The organism is Flavobacterium sp. UBA7682, assembly GCF_002482945.1.
In the GTDB taxonomy this organism is placed as follows: domain Bacteria; phylum Bacteroidota; class Bacteroidia; order Flavobacteriales; family Flavobacteriaceae; genus Flavobacterium.
In genome coordinates, this window is the sequence record NZ_DLGY01000046.1 from 78,518 (window position 1) to 92,401 (window position 13,884).

General features: G+C 35.8%; 14 protein-coding genes. 12 read left to right on the forward strand and 2 right to left on the reverse strand.

Going from position 1 to position 13,884, the window contains the following annotated elements; all coding sequences use genetic code 11:
• Positions 1–6 precede the first annotated feature (6 nt).
• Genes B3C16_RS14115 through B3C16_RS14140 form a run of 6 tightly spaced genes read left to right on the forward strand, consistent with a single transcriptional unit; the run spans position 7 to position 5,443 of the window.
• The gene (locus tag B3C16_RS14115) at positions 7–768 is read left to right on the forward strand and encodes a hypothetical protein (protein ID WP_291132771.1); all 762 of its coding nucleotides are present in this window, start codon (positions 7–9) and stop codon (positions 766–768) included.
• A gap of 1 nt (position 769) precedes the next feature.
• Positions 770–1,270 (forward strand): DUF6702 family protein, encoded by a 501-nt coding sequence (locus B3C16_RS14120; RefSeq protein ID WP_291132773.1) that lies wholly within the window; start codon positions 770–772, stop codon positions 1,268–1,270.
• A 60-nt stretch (positions 1,271–1,330) separates the two neighbouring features.
• Positions 1,331–3,580, forward strand: a complete 2,250-nt coding sequence (locus tag B3C16_RS14125) for a M1 family metallopeptidase (protein WP_414655267.1) — start codon at positions 1,331–1,333, stop codon at positions 3,578–3,580.
• Positions 3,581–3,625: 45 nt separating this feature from the next.
• The gene (locus tag B3C16_RS14130; protein ID WP_121311830.1) at positions 3,626–3,949 is read left to right on the forward strand and encodes a Sec-independent protein translocase subunit TatA/TatB; all 324 of its coding nucleotides are present in this window, start codon (positions 3,626–3,628) and stop codon (positions 3,947–3,949) included.
• Entirely contained in the window at positions 3,949–4,518 is a 570-nt protein-coding gene (locus B3C16_RS14135) for a phosphatase PAP2 family protein (RefSeq protein WP_291132775.1), read from the forward strand. Before B3C16_RS14130 ends, B3C16_RS14135 begins: the two co-directional genes overlap by 1 nt.
• A 22-nt stretch (positions 4,519–4,540) precedes the next feature.
• A complete protein-coding gene (locus tag B3C16_RS14140; protein ID WP_121311828.1) occupies positions 4,541–5,443 on the forward strand; it encodes a phospholipase A in 903 nt (300 codons plus the stop codon).
• Here the strand turns inward: B3C16_RS14140 and B3C16_RS14145 are convergent, their stop codons facing one another.
• On the reverse strand, positions 5,444–6,085 hold the full coding sequence (locus B3C16_RS14145) for an O-methyltransferase (protein ID WP_121311827.1): 642 nt from the start codon (positions 6,083–6,085) through the stop codon (positions 5,444–5,446).
• A 60-nt stretch (positions 6,086–6,145) separates the two neighbouring features.
• On the opposite strand from B3C16_RS14145, the gene rlmN reads away from it, so the two are divergent.
• Positions 6,146–7,186 (forward strand): 23S rRNA (adenine(2503)-C(2))-methyltransferase RlmN, encoded by a 1,041-nt coding sequence (gene rlmN, locus B3C16_RS14150; RefSeq protein ID WP_291132778.1) that lies wholly within the window; start codon positions 6,146–6,148, stop codon positions 7,184–7,186.
• A gap of 54 nt (positions 7,187–7,240) precedes the next feature.
• On the opposite strand, the gene B3C16_RS14155 is transcribed toward rlmN, so the two are convergent.
• On the reverse strand, positions 7,241–8,071 hold the full coding sequence (locus B3C16_RS14155; RefSeq protein ID WP_291132780.1) for a hypothetical protein: 831 nt from the start codon (positions 8,069–8,071) through the stop codon (positions 7,241–7,243).
• Positions 8,072–8,200: 129 nt separating this feature from the next.
• Here B3C16_RS14155 and B3C16_RS14160 point away from each other — a divergent pair, with 129 nt between their 5' ends.
• From B3C16_RS14160 to dnaG, 5 genes are all read left to right on the forward strand, one after another.
• The gene (locus B3C16_RS14160; RefSeq protein WP_291132782.1) at positions 8,201–9,181 is read left to right on the forward strand and encodes a polyprenyl synthetase family protein; all 981 of its coding nucleotides are present in this window, start codon (positions 8,201–8,203) and stop codon (positions 9,179–9,181) included.
• Between the two features lie 182 nt (positions 9,182–9,363).
• Complete coding sequence (locus B3C16_RS14165; protein ID WP_291132784.1) at positions 9,364–9,924, forward strand: RNA polymerase sigma factor; 561 nt, start codon at positions 9,364–9,366, stop codon at positions 9,922–9,924.
• Positions 9,911–10,645 (forward strand): hypothetical protein, encoded by a 735-nt coding sequence (locus tag B3C16_RS14170; RefSeq protein ID WP_291132786.1) that lies wholly within the window; start codon positions 9,911–9,913, stop codon positions 10,643–10,645. The genes B3C16_RS14165 and B3C16_RS14170 overlap by 14 nt, the downstream gene beginning before the upstream one ends.
• A 31-nt stretch (positions 10,646–10,676) precedes the next feature.
• Positions 10,677–11,735, forward strand: coding sequence for a hypothetical protein (locus tag B3C16_RS14175; protein ID WP_291132788.1), 1,059 nt, complete (start codon positions 10,677–10,679; stop codon positions 11,733–11,735).
• Between the two features lie 139 nt (positions 11,736–11,874).
• Complete coding sequence (gene dnaG, locus B3C16_RS14180; RefSeq protein WP_291132790.1) at positions 11,875–13,866, forward strand: DNA primase; 1,992 nt, start codon at positions 11,875–11,877, stop codon at positions 13,864–13,866.
• Positions 13,867–13,884: the final 18 nt, after the last annotated feature.

The following is a 13,884-nucleotide window of genomic DNA, read 5'->3' on the forward strand; positions in this document are numbered from 1 at the left end:
TCCAAAATGAAGTACCTGATACTGATTTTACTTTTTTGTATTCAAAATATCGGATTTTCACAATCTACAGAATTGGTTTTTCTGAAAGGTAAAATTGTTTGTTCTATCAAAGAACTCAACCAAATAAATGTTTTCAATCTTCGCTCAGAATCATCAACAACAACCAATGAGATAGGAGATTATTCGATGTTTGTAAAAGTAGGTGATACGCTTCGATTTAAAAGTTTACAAACCGAAACCAAGGACATTGTTATTCAGCAGGATGATTTAACCAAAAAGCTTTTGGCAACCACACTTATTCCAAAAGTGATAGCGTTGGCAGAAGTTGAAATCAAAGAATACAAAAACATTAATGCCGTGTCGCTCGGTATTTTAGACAAACCAGCTAAAAAATATACTCCGGCCGAAAGAAGATTAGCCGCCGCAGAAGAATTCCATTGGTACAGTCCATTGTTAATTCCGTTAGGCGGAATGAGTTTTGACGGGTTAATCAATTCAATCAGTGGAAGAACGGCTATGTTGAAAAAAGAACTCGAAGTAGAGAAAAAAGAGCTGTTAATGATTAAAATCGAAAACCAATTCGAAGCCAACTATTTCACCGAAAAATTAAAAATCCCTGAAGAGAATGTAAAAGGTTTTTTGTTTTATGCGGTTGAGGATTCAAAATTAATGGAATTAATTAATGACAAAAATAAAGAGATGTCAAAGTTCAGGATGAGCGAATTGGCAACTAACTATTTAGCCTTGCTAAAGCCTGAGAAAGAATAATATGAAAAGATTACTAAAAATATTTCTTTTGTTTTTAATTTTTGTCGGACTTACTTCGGCTGATTCGCATCGGTTTTACGTGTCAATTTACCAAATAGATTTTGTGCCTCAGAAAAAAAGGATTGAAATCACCACCAGAATTTTCATGGATGATTTGAATGATGCGGTCACCAAAGCCTATAAAAAACACACCAACATCGGCACTGAAAAAGAAACGCCTGAAGATGTTGTTTTGCTAAAAAAATACCTTGCTGAAAATTTTAAGCTCTCCATAAATGGCAAACCAAAAGCCTATAATTATTTGAGTAGTGAAGTCGAAACCAATGTCGTTATTTGTTATTTAAGCATCAAAGATGTTGCTAAAGTTACTTCGCTCGGTGTTGAAAATTCTATCCTTATTGATGTGCATTCCGAGCAACAAAATATTATTCAATTCAACAATAACGGCAAGAAGCAGAACCTTTTATTGTCTTCAGCAATCACTAAAGGAATGTTAAAATAATTTTCGGTTTTATTCCTTAAAGTAAATTTATATACATTTATAACCTTAAAAGAAAAGGCTATGAATCCTAAAACTAAGGTTTTATCAATGTTAGTGTTGTTTGTTATGGGTTTAGCCCAAGGACAAGAAGCGCCAAAAACTACTAAATCAGAAGAAAGAAATCCGGATAAATTTAAGCAAATGTATGATTTGTTGGCAACGCCCAATATGTATCGTACAGCATCCGGTGCGCCCGGACCTGAATATTATCAGCAACAAGCCGATTATAAAATCGATGTAGAATTGGATGACAAAAACCAAAAGTTGTATGGTTCAGAAACCATTACTTACACAAATAATGCTAAGGAATCTCTAGATTATTTGTGGGTTCAATTAGACCAAAACGAAAAAGCGAGAAACTCCAATTCGCCTTTGGTAGAAAATAAAAAAACCGATCCGGCGATTTCGGCCCAAGCCTTTTCCAGAAAATATTTAGAAGAAGATTTTGACGGTGGCTTCAGAATCGAATATGTAAAAGATGCGCAAGGAAAGCTGATGAATTATACCATCAACCAAACGATGATGCGTATTGAATTGCCTAAACTTTTAAAACACAAAGAAAAAATTACTTTCTCCATCAAATGGTGGTACAATATTAATAATTACACTATTGATGGCGGTCGTTCGGGTTACGAGCATTTTGAAAAAGATGGTAATAATCTTTATATTTTAGCTCAGTTTTATCCAAGAATGGCGGTTTACAGCGATGTTGAAGGCTGGCAAAATATGCAATTTTGGGGTTCGGGCGAGTTTGCTTTGACTTTTGGAAATTATGAAGTAAATATCACCGTTCCGGCCGATCATATTATGGAAGCGACAGGTTCACTGATGAATAGAAGTGAAGTTTTTACGCCGGAACAATTAAAAAGATATGCCGAAGCCGAAAAATCTTTTGACAAACCAATTGTTGTAGTAACCCAAGCCGAAGCCGAAGCCGCAGAAAAAGGGTTTTCAGACAAGAAGAAAACCTGGAAATTCAAAGCTGAAAATGTCCGTGATTTTGGAATTTCAACGTCAAGAAAATTCATTTATGATGCAATGGCGGTAAAAACAGGCAGCACGACTTCTATGGCAATTTCGTTGTATCCAAAAGAAGGCAATCCGCTTTGGGGTGAATATTCTACCCGAATTGTGGCGCATACACTTAAGAGTTATTCCTATTATACTTTCGATTATCCTTATCCAAAAGCAGTGTCAATCAACGCTAGAGACCAAGGTATGGAATACCCAATGATTTGTTGGAATTATGGTCGTCCTGATGAAAATGGGAAATATTCCGACCAAACTAAATACGGCATGTTAGGGGTGATTTGTCACGAAGTGGGACATAATTTCTTTCCAATGATTGTCAATTCCGACGAGCGTCAATGGACATGGATGGATGAAGGTTTGAATTCATTTATGGAATATTTAGCTGAAAAATCATTTGATCCTAATTTCCCAACGCGTCGTGGTCCGGCCAAAAATATTATCCCTTACATGAGCGGTGACCAAACCGGTCTAGAGCCGATTATGACCAATTCAGAGAGTTTGCGTCAATTTGGAAATAACGCTTACGGAAAACCGGCAACAGCCTTAAATATCTTGCGCGAAACGATTATGGGCCACGATTTATTTGATTATGCATTTAAAACGTATGCGAATCGTTGGAAATTCAAACATCCAACACCGGAAGACTTTTTCAGAACAATGGAAGACGCTTCAGCAGTCGATTTAGATTGGTTTTGGAGAGGTTGGTTTTATACTACTGATTATACTGATATCGGTATTAAAGAAGTTAAAAAATATTTTGTGTCCAATGAAGCTTCGAAAGAAGTCAGCGATTTTTTAAAGACCAGACGTCGTCGTGATTCAAGAAACGGTGCCATGGTTTATATGATTGCCGAAGGAAGTGAAGATTTTAAACCAGAATTGAATAAACCTTTCAAAATTCAGGATTTTCAAGCTTTGGATGATTATGTAAACAAACAATTCACCGCTGAAGAGAAAGCCAAATTAAATGAACCGAAGTACTTTTACCAAGTTACTTTTGACAAACCCGGCGGATTGGTGATGCCAATTATTGTCGAAATTACTTTTGAAGACGGCACGACGGAGAACCATTATTTTCCGGCTCAGATTTGGAGAATGAATGACAAAGAAGTCATAAGAACTTTCGCCACAAAAAAAGCCATTACTAAAATTGTAGTCGATCCAAAGCAAGAAACAGCCGATATTGATACATCGAATAATTCTTGGCCAAAAACAACCGAAAAATCAAAATTTGATTAGTAGAACTTTGTAACTTTGCAACTTCATAATTAAGCTTTTCAAAATATGTTCGGAATAGGTGGCGGCGAATTAATTTTTATCATTTTTATAGCGTTAATGCTTTTTGGTTCCGATAAAGTTCCGGAAATCGCACGAACTTTGGGTAAAATAATGGCACAGCTGAAAAATGCAACCAACGATATTAAATCTGAAATTCAAAAAAGTGCCGATGTACAAGAAATCAATGAATCAGTTAAAGGTTTGACGGCTACTTTTACCGATGAAGTAGAGAAAGTCAAAAGCAATGTCACAGAAAATATATTGCCGGAAGTCAACAAAGCCGCAGAAGATTTAGATTCCTTAACCGGTCCTATAAAACGCCAATTTTAATGCTTGAAAAAATAATCGATCTCGACAAGGAATTACTGGTATTTCTTAATAGTTTAGGTTCTGAACGATGGGATGGATTATGGATGATTATTACCAAGCAAGCCTATTGGACTCCGATTTTTTTATTCATTTTTTATCTTTTACAAAAGAAAATAGGCTGGAAAAATTTTGGTTATTATGTCCTTTTCACCGCAGTGATGATTCTTATTTGTGATCAAACCGTGAATCTTTTCAAATACAGTTTTGAACGTTTGCGACCTTGCAACGACGAAGAAATCAAAGGCATTATCAGATTGGTAAAAACCAGTAGTTCGTTTAGTTTTTTTTCCGGACATGCGACCAATTCGATGGCGTCAGCCGTTTTTGCTTATATGATTTTAAAGCGATATTACAGACATGCTTATTTGTTGTTTTTATTTCCTTTAATCTTTGCTTACAGCAGAATTTACCTAGGGTTACACTTTCCAACAGATATCATAACAGGCTATACTTTCGGGGCCATTTCCGGATATTTGGTCTTCAAAGGATATCAGAAATTTTTAAAGAATAACTTTTCCAAGGATAACTAAAACCTTCTAAAAAAGACTTAATATGGGTTTACATTTTAAAAAATCGATTTTGGGTCTAAGCTTTTTTTTGTTGTTGTCACCATTGGTATTTTCACAAAATCCATTAGAAACAAAACACGAAATCATCAAAAAAAGCTTTTCGCAGCAATGGGAACTCGACAGTATTGACCGATGCGGAACTTTTAGATTAGTTTCCTACAAACCGATTTATGTTACCGCAGGAAGATGGTCAAGCAAGCCCAATCAGTTTCCGGTAAGTGAAAATCCTGAAAATTCTTCTACAGTTTCTCAAGACTATAACAACTACGAAGCTAAATTCCAATTGAGTTTTAAGACCAAAGTAATGCAATCTATATTTTGGGGCAAAGGCGATTTGTGGTTGGCTTATACTCAAAAAGCACATTGGCAAATTTACAATTCAACTTTGTCTCGTGCCTTTAGAGAGTTGAATTATGAACCCGAATTTATCTTAAATTTTCCTCTCAACATTGAACTCTTTGGCGGAAGATTGAAAAGAACCGGAATGGCCTTCAATCACCAATCCAACGGAAGAGCTTTGCCGCTTTCCAGAAGTTGGAACCGAATCATTTTTAATGTTGGCTACGAAGCCGGCAATTGGCAAGTTGAATTAAAACCTTGGATTCGAATTTCTGATGAAGAAGATGAAAACCCGGAAATTACCAAATATGTCGGAAATGGCGAACTTGAATTAGCCTATGAATACAACAGGCATGAGTTTTATGTCATAGTGACGCACCCGTTTAATACCATGAAATATGGCAGTTTACAACTAAATTATGTGTTTCCAATTGAAGGACATATTAGAGGTCATGTGCAATTCTTCCATGGTTATGGAGAAACTATGATTGATTACAATCACGAGCAAACCACCTTAGGAATCGGAATTTCTTTCGCGAATTGGTAATTATTTTATTCGGCTAACCGTTAAGCCATCGCGAATAGGTAATAAAACGGTTTCTACTCTCGAATCATTTTTCAGGAGTTCGTTATATTCTAAAAGGATTTTGGTGGTAATGTCCTTAGGATTTACTTCTTCCAAAACTTTTCCACTCCATAAAACATTGTCGGAAAGTATGATACCGCCTTTATTCATCATCGGAACAATCATATGAAAATAGTTGATGTAGTTTTCTTTATCGGCATCAATAAAAACCAAATCATATTTTTTATTTAAAGTCGGAATAATTTTCAAAGCTTCGCCAAGATGTTGCGTAATTTGGTTTGACCATTGGCTTCTGTTAAAGTATTTTCTTTGAAAATCGACTAATTCTTCTTCAATGTCTAAGGTGTCAATCATTCCGTTTTCGGCTAAACCTTCGGCCAAACATAAAGTGGCATAACCTGTATATGTTCCAATTTCCAAGATATTCGTTGGATGAATAATTTTGGACAACATACTCAAAACTCGGCCTTGAAAATGACCACTCAACATTCTGGGTTGCAGTATTTTTTGATACGTTTCTTTATTAAGCTGTGCTAACAACTCAGGTTCGTCTTGGGAATGTTGCGTTACATACTGATCTAATTCGTCGGAAAGGAAATGCATGATATTATTTTTTACAAAAATACAAATTAACAACTAACCAAAATACCCTAAATTTGCGCCATGGAAATCGAGAAAAAAGACGTCCGAAGTTTGACTAAAGCACAATTGCGTGATTTTTTTGTGGCCAATGGCGACAAAGCATTTCGTGGTAATCAAGTCTATGAATGGTTGTGGAGTAAAGCCTCGCATAGTTTTGAAGACATGACTAATGTGTCAAAAGAAACCAGATTAATGCTAGAAAACAATTTCGTAATCAATCATATCAAAGTCGATACCATGCAACGTAGCGAAGACGGAACGGTCAAAAATGCGGTTCGTTTGCACGATGGTTTAATCGTAGAAAGTGTTTTGATTCCGACCGATACCAGAACAACAGCTTGTGTTTCGAGTCAGGTGGGTTGTAGTTTGGATTGTAATTTTTGTGCGACAGCGCGTTTGAAAAGAATGCGAAATTTGGAACCGGGAGAAATTTACGACCAAGTTGTTGCCATTGATAGAGAAAGTCGTTTGTATTACAATCGCCCGCTTTCCAATATAGTTTTTATGGGAATGGGCGAACCGTTGATGAATTATAACAATGTGATGAAAGCCATTGATATGATTACATCGGAAGAAGGTTTAGGTATGTCACCCAAAAGAATTACGGTTTCTACTTCAGGTGTTTCCAAAATGATTAAAAAAATGGCTGATGATGAAGTGAAATTCAAATTGGCGGTTTCATTGCATTCCGCTATTGAAGAAACCCGAAATCATATTATGCCATTCACCAAGAATTTTCAGTTGCCCGAATTGAAAGATGCTTTGCAATATTGGTACCAAAAAACCAAAAGCAAAGTCACTTATGAATATGTGGTTTGGAAAGGCATCAATGACGATAAAGCTTCGATTGACGCTTTGGTGAAATTTTGTAAATATGTGCCTTGTAAAGTCAATTTAATTGAATACAATCCCATCGATGACGGTGAATTCCAACAAGCGTCAGACGAAGCGATTGACAATTACATCAAAGCTTTGAGTAAATATGATATCGTGGCGAAAGTGCGTCGCAGTCGCGGGAAAGATATTGATGCCGCTTGCGGTCAATTGGCTAATAAATCATAAAAAAAGCTCTCTATTAGAGAGCTTTTTCTTTTTATAACTAAGTCAAAAATAAAACTAATTTCCTAAAGTAATGGTTGTCGTGTTACCATTAATGGTTAAAGTTGCTTGGTTGTCACAATCACCATCTCCGTAATCTAATGTCGCTGTGTTGTCGTTTCTAACAGTAGTTACAACGCCACTAACAATATATGGGCAATTGGCTTCCACTCTCAATGGAGTTGTGATAGTGGAAGTTCTGTTTCCGGTCGGGAAAGTGGTTGACCAACTTCCGGAGATTGAAAATACATTGTCCATCCAAATTATAGGTGTACTAAATCCTTCAATCATTTCTCTTACTCTGTTGCCTTCTCTGTGGTAAACATTTCCGTTTGGAAAAGTCACTGTCATGTCAATTGTCATATTAGCAACAGGATGAACAGCGGTTAAAGTCGCCGTGCTTTGTAATGATCTCACAATAGTCTTGTTGCCTTCGATTAAGATATTGTTATGGTGGAAATCAACAAAACTATAACTTATAGTATGTGAAGGTGTGTCAAAATTCAAACTTCCGCTTACAATGATAGTTCCGTCTAAAACATTGCCGTTTGGTAAAGTGCAATTGTCAAAAACTACCATTCTGGTCCAGGTTGTTGCAGTTAATGCTACGGTTACAGTTGCGCATTCAGGAAGGTCTTGTGTTTCAAGGTCATTTTTTCCGGCACCTGGATTGGCTTGCAGTGCGTATTGGTCTTCTGCAATTTTGGCCACGTCTTCAGTTACCAAATCGATTTTGGCACTTACTTGGGCTTCACTCAATTCCGATGATGGTGAACTGTTATCATCTTTGCTACAGCTTAAGATAAACATAGATAATGCCAATCCTAATACAAGGTTTTTAGTTTTCATAATGGTTATTTTTTGATTCGAATGTTGGAATGTAAAATTTACAAAAGGTTTAATGAAATGTAAATATTTTTTTCAAACGATGGCTTTATTGTATCTTTGAAGACCCGATGGAATTCGGTTGTTATTTTAATGAATATCACTTCGCAAATAAAAAAGCCTATACAAGATGAAATGGAACTTTTCGAGAAAAAGTTCTACGAATCAATGACTTCAAAAGTAGCGCTTTTAAACAGAATCACTTATTATATAGTCAACCGCAAAGGAAAGCAAATGCGTCCGATGTTTGTTTTTTTGGTCGCTAAAATGCTCTCGGAAAATGAGAAAGTCAACGAAAGAACGTATCGCGGTGCTTCGGTAATCGAATTAATTCACACCGCCACTTTAGTTCATGACGATGTTGTTGATGACAGTAATCGCCGTCGCGGATTTTTCTCCATCAATGCATTGTGGAAAAACAAAATAGCGGTTTTGGTTGGTGATTATTTATTGTCGAAAGGATTGTTGCTTTCTATTGATCATGGCGATTTTGATTTGCTTCGAATTATTTCCGTAGCGGTGCGCGAAATGAGTGAAGGCGAATTGTTGCAAATAGAAAAAGCCCGAAGATTAGATATAGTAGAAGAGGTCTATTATGAAATTATCCGCAAAAAAACCGCAACCTTAATCGCTTCTTGTTGTGCGCTGGGTGCCAAATCGGTTTCGGAAGATGAAACTCAAGTTGAAGCGATGCGAAAATTTGGAGAACTCATCGGAATGGCTTTCCAAATTAAAGATGATTTATTTGATTATACCGATGATGCCATTGGTAAACCAACCGGAATCGACATCAAAGAGCAAAAAATGACTTTGCCTTTGATTTATGCTTTGAACAATTGTACCAATAAAGAAAAGAGTTGGTGTATCAATTCGATTAAGAATCACAACAAAGACAAAAAACGCGTTAAGGAAGTCATTCAATTTGTAAAAGACAAAAACGGTTTGCACTATGCCGAACAAAAAATGGTACAATTTCAAGGAGAAGCACTCCAAATCCTCCAAAATTTTCCCCAATCTGATTACAGAGAATCACTTTCGCTGATGGTAAATTATGTAATTGAACGAAAAAAGTAATTTTTTTTAAAAATAATTCCTGCTGTAAAGCATTGATTTTATTGGCTTTTTTCTTTTTTAAATCTCCAAATTGATTTTTTTTCAAATCATCATGCAACCATTTTTTAACGACTCTCGTCTATGCTAATAGAAATCAATTATTAATCTAATATTCTAAAGATCTAAGCAATCTAACAATCTAAATGAAGGTAATCAACTTACATAAAGATGAAAATGAATTAATCGAATTGGCTGTCGAAAACAATCGTCACGCGCAGCATCAGATTTATTCCAAATTCGCTCCAAGAATGTTGAGTGTTTGCCGTCAGTACATCAAAGATGTGCATCAAGCGGAAGACATTATGATCACGGCTTTTATGAAAGTGTTTACCCATTTGAAAAATTTTGAACACAAAGGCAGTTTTGAAGGTTGGATTAGAAGAATTATGGTAAACGAATGTATCTCTTTCATAAGAGTTCAGAAAAAAGTAAAATTTATTGAAGACGAAAATTATTTTGAAGAAAGATATAACAACATCGAAAGCCAGTTTTCGGTTGAAGACATTCAGTTTTTGATTGACAGTTTACCCGATGGTTACAAAATGATTTTCAATTTATATGCGATTGAAGGCTTTAAACACCAAGAAATTGCAACCATGTTAGGTATAAGCGAAGGTACTTCGAAATCTCAATTATCACACGCGCGAAAAATGTTGCAAGAGAATGTTAAAAAATTAAAAAATTACAGCAATGGAACCGAATAATATAGAAAAACAGTTCAGAGACAAGTTGAATGCAAGAGAAATTCAACCATCGGCACAAGCTTGGGACCGATTAGATGCGATGCTTTCAGTAGCGGAAGAAAAAAAAACAAGAAAACCTTTTGGCTTTTTGTTTATTGCTGCCAGCATTTTGGTCTTCGTAACACTTGGTTTGTTTTTGTTCAATCAAAATGGGACAGAAGTTAATCCTCAAAATACTGTAGTTGGAACAGAAACGAAAATCGATACCGTTCAAAAGGGCATAGAGAAAAATCAAAATCCAATAATAGAAAAAAGTCAAGAACAACAAGTAGTAATCAATAAGTTTCAATCATCACCCGAGGCGGAGCCGAACAGTTTGGAGCGTAGCGGAAAAAATCAAAAAACGAATACCAATCAAAATCAAATCATCAAAGACAAACCTATTGAATTTCAAAATTCATCAGATGTGGCTCAAAAAGACCTGCCAAGAATCGCAGAACAAAAGGAAATTATTGTAAAAAAACCGATTGTTCTAAAATCTGACGAAAGTTTGTTAGCCGATTTAGATAAATCAGCCAAACAATCTACAAACCAAAAATCAAGTTTAAAAGTGGATGCCAAAAGCTTACTTTCTCAAGTCGACGGAGAAGTAGAATATACATTCAGAGAAAAAATGCTCCAAAAAATCAATAAAAACTACCAGGAAGTTAAAGTGGCTTTGGCCAATCGAAACAACGAATAATCATTAATCACATTTTTAAATCACAATCAACATGAAGAATTTTATTATTTATGCGTCACTATTGCTATGCTTTTTGGTAAGCAAAGTATCAGCACAGGAAACAGTGAAAGTGTCAAAAGAAGAAACAACTTTTGAATTTCGGGTAAAACTTATTGCCAATAAAATAGAAGCAATAACCAAAGAAGAAAAATCGGCTTTAAAAGCTGAAATCGAATCGGTTAACAAAGAATTGGAAGCCGGTACAATTACCAAAGAGCAAGCGGACGAAAAGAAATTGAAGTTTGCTGAAATTCGTTCTAAAAACATCGAAACAAGAGTCGGACAAGCACAAGAAGAGTTAAAAGAATTGGTGAACCAAAAGGTTGACGGCAAAATCAAAGATAATAGAGAGCATTTTGGGATTCATTTTAACTGGGTTAATAAAAACGATTCCATCAGAAAAAGCAAAGGCGAAAGAAGAACTACATCCCAATTTGTTTTCGCGGCCGGTGTAAACAATTTAGTTACGGACAAAGCAGTGGCTCATTCCGATTACAGATATTGGGGTTCGCATTTTTACGAATGGGGTTTTACTTCAAATACCCGACTTTTCAAAAACGACAATTTATTACATTTGAAATACGGAATGTCGGTTATGTACAACAACTTGCGCCCAACGGACAATCGTTTATTTGTTGTTAACGGAAACCAAACCAATCTTGAAACCAGTGCGGTGAATTTGAAAGATTCTCGTTTCAGAAATGTTTATTTAACGGTACCGCTTCACTTAGAATTTGATTTTACAAAATCAAAAGATAAAGATGGAAAAAAAATATTCAGAACCCATGAAAGCGTTCGTTTCGGAATCGGAGGTTATGCCGGAGTTAGAGTAAAATCGAAACAAAAAACAAAATACGAATTAAATGGGAATGACTTCTCCATCAAAGAAAAAGGCGATTTCAACGCAAATGATTTTATTTACGGCGTCAGTACTTATATTGGATATAAAGAAACCAGTATTTATTTGAAATACGACTTGAATCCGTTATTCAAAGACAACGCTATCAAACAAAACAACATTTCATTGGGTGTTCGATTTGATTTGAATTAAAAAAAATGTTTAGGTTAGTTTATACTTCGAAAAGATGTTTCCGTAATGGAGCATCTTTTTTTATTTTAAATTTTAAATTATGTATTTTTACGCTCATTCATTTTAGATTTCTAACAATCTAACAATCTAACAATCTATTGTGATTACCCGCGAAACTATAGACAAAGTATTTGAAACCGCACGTGTGGAAGAAGTTATTGGTGATTTCGTCCAACTCAAACGCTCGGGAAGTAATTACAAAGGCTTGAGTCCGTTTTCGGATGAGCGCTCACCGTCGTTTATGGTGTCGCCTGTAAAGCAAATTTGGAAAGACTTTAGTTCAGGAAAAGGAGGAAGTGTCGTGACTTTCCTGATGGAGCACGAGCATTTCACTTATCCGGAAGCGATTCGTTTTTTGGCCAATAAATACAATATCGAAATCGAAGAAACCGAAGTTTCTCAAGAAGATAAAATCGAAGCCAATGAAAAGGAAAGTCTTTATTTGGTGTCTGAATTTGCCAAAACCTATTTCCACGAAACCCTTTTAAATACTGAAGAAGGCAAAGCCATTGGGTTGTCTTATTTCAAAGAAAGAGGTTTTACCAATGAAACGATTGCCAAATTTGGGTTAGGTTATTCGCCTGAATCTTGGGATGCTTTTACTAAAGAAGCGTTAACCAAAGGTTACCAATTAGAATTTTTAGAAAAAGTCGGATTGACCATCACCAAAGAAGACGGAAAGCACTTCGACCGATTCAAAGGCAGAGTGATGTTTCCGATTCAAAGTTTGTCAGGTAGAAATTTAGGTTTCGGCGGCAGAATTTTGACCAATGATAAAAAAGCAGCCAAATATCTCAATTCACCCGAAAGTGATATTTACCATAAGAGTAAAGTTTTGTATGGAATTTTCCATGCCAAACAAGCCATTGCCAAGCAAAATAACTGTTATTTAGTTGAGGGTTATACCGATGTGATTCAGTTGCATCAAGCCGGAATTGAAAATGTCGTTGCTTCTTCGGGAACTGCTTTAACACCGGATCAAATACGATTAATCAATCGATTGACTAAAAATATCACGGTGCTTTTTGACGGCGATGCAGCAGGTTTACGGGCTTCTGTTCGTGGAATCGATTTGATTTTGGAGGAAGGTATGAACGTCAAAGTCTGTACTTTCCCCGATGGTGATGATCCCGATAGTTTTGCCAGAAAGAATTCTTATGAGGATTTGGTGCACTATTTAGAGAACAATGCCAAAGATTTTATTCAGTTCAAGGCCTCGCTTTTGATGAATGAAGCCAATAATGATCCAATCAAGAAAGCCGAATTGATTCGCGATATGGTCGTCAGTATTTCCAAAATTCCGGACCGAATCAAAAGAGAAATCTACATTCAGGAAACGGCCCGAATCATGGATATTTCTGAGCAGGTAATTCGTGATACTTTGGCTCAAATAATGCAAAAAGACATTTCGGAAGCAGGTAAAAAGCTCAAAAATTCTGAGACTTCGGGACAAACCGCTTTTGAAGTTGTTAAGAATGAACCAAAAGTTATTCAGGACAAAGTTGATATTATCTATGATTTGGAACGAAAAATAATTGAGATGTTGTTGCTTTATGGTTCGCATGAAGCCGATTTTGATGACTTTATTCTAAAAGCTAATGAGGAAGGTGAAATGTTAGAAGAAAAGGAAACCAACACCTTTAAAGTGTTCCAGCGAATCTATCTGAGTTTGCAAGAAGACGAAGTAGAATTGGCAAATCCAATGTTTCAAGGAATTTATACCGATTTGATTAACTATTACAACCAAAACGAAGAGTTCAATGTTGAGCATTATTTAATGCAATTGTCTCCGGAACATTCTCAAATGGTAACTGATATTTTAATGTCGGAAGAAAGAGAACTGTTGCACAATTGGGAAACCAAACATATTTACGTCAAAACCAAAACCCAAAACGTAAGTCAGTATGTTTCCGAAACCATTATTTCACTACGCGAATATTTAATCAATAAACTGATATTAGACTTGATGAATAATTTCAGCAAAGAAGAAGAAAGTGATTCTGGAGAAATTATGGCAACCATTAATGATTACAACAAATTAAAAGTCAGTTTAACCAATAAAATAGGCAGAATACGGTCAACTTACATATAAAAAAACCCGCATTTTGCG

What these genes read in the sequence shown, in the direction of transcription:
- B3C16_RS14175 (WP_291132788.1), top strand. Translation starts at nt 10,677, where the DNA reads ATGAAGAATTTTATTATTTATGCGTCACTATTGCTATGCTTTTTGGTA.
- B3C16_RS14165 (WP_291132784.1), top strand. Translation starts at nt 9,364, where the DNA reads ATGAAGGTAATCAACTTACATAAAGATGAAAATGAATTAATCGAATTG.
- B3C16_RS14125 (WP_414655267.1), top strand. Translation starts at nt 1,331, where the DNA reads ATGAATCCTAAAACTAAGGTTTTATCAATGTTAGTGTTGTTTGTTATG.
- B3C16_RS14120 (WP_291132773.1), top strand. Translation starts at nt 770, where the DNA reads ATGAAAAGATTACTAAAAATATTTCTTTTGTTTTTAATTTTTGTCGGA.
- B3C16_RS14145 (WP_121311827.1), bottom strand. Translation starts at nt 6,085, where the DNA reads ATGCATTTCCTTTCCGACGAATTAGATCAGTATGTAACGCAACATTCC.
- B3C16_RS14170 (WP_291132786.1), top strand. Translation starts at nt 9,911, where the DNA reads ATGGAACCGAATAATATAGAAAAACAGTTCAGAGACAAGTTGAATGCA.
- B3C16_RS14115 (WP_291132771.1), top strand. Translation starts at nt 7, where the DNA reads ATGAAGTACCTGATACTGATTTTACTTTTTTGTATTCAAAATATCGGA.
- B3C16_RS14130 (WP_121311830.1), top strand. Translation starts at nt 3,626, where the DNA reads ATGTTCGGAATAGGTGGCGGCGAATTAATTTTTATCATTTTTATAGCG.
- rlmN (WP_291132778.1), top strand. Translation starts at nt 6,146, where the DNA reads ATGGAAATCGAGAAAAAAGACGTCCGAAGTTTGACTAAAGCACAATTG.
- B3C16_RS14135 (WP_291132775.1), top strand. Translation starts at nt 3,949, where the DNA reads ATGCTTGAAAAAATAATCGATCTCGACAAGGAATTACTGGTATTTCTT.
- B3C16_RS14160 (WP_291132782.1), top strand. Translation starts at nt 8,201, where the DNA reads ATGAATATCACTTCGCAAATAAAAAAGCCTATACAAGATGAAATGGAA.
- B3C16_RS14155 (WP_291132780.1), bottom strand. Translation starts at nt 8,071, where the DNA reads ATGAAAACTAAAAACCTTGTATTAGGATTGGCATTATCTATGTTTATC.
- B3C16_RS14140 (WP_121311828.1), top strand. Translation starts at nt 4,541, where the DNA reads ATGGGTTTACATTTTAAAAAATCGATTTTGGGTCTAAGCTTTTTTTTG.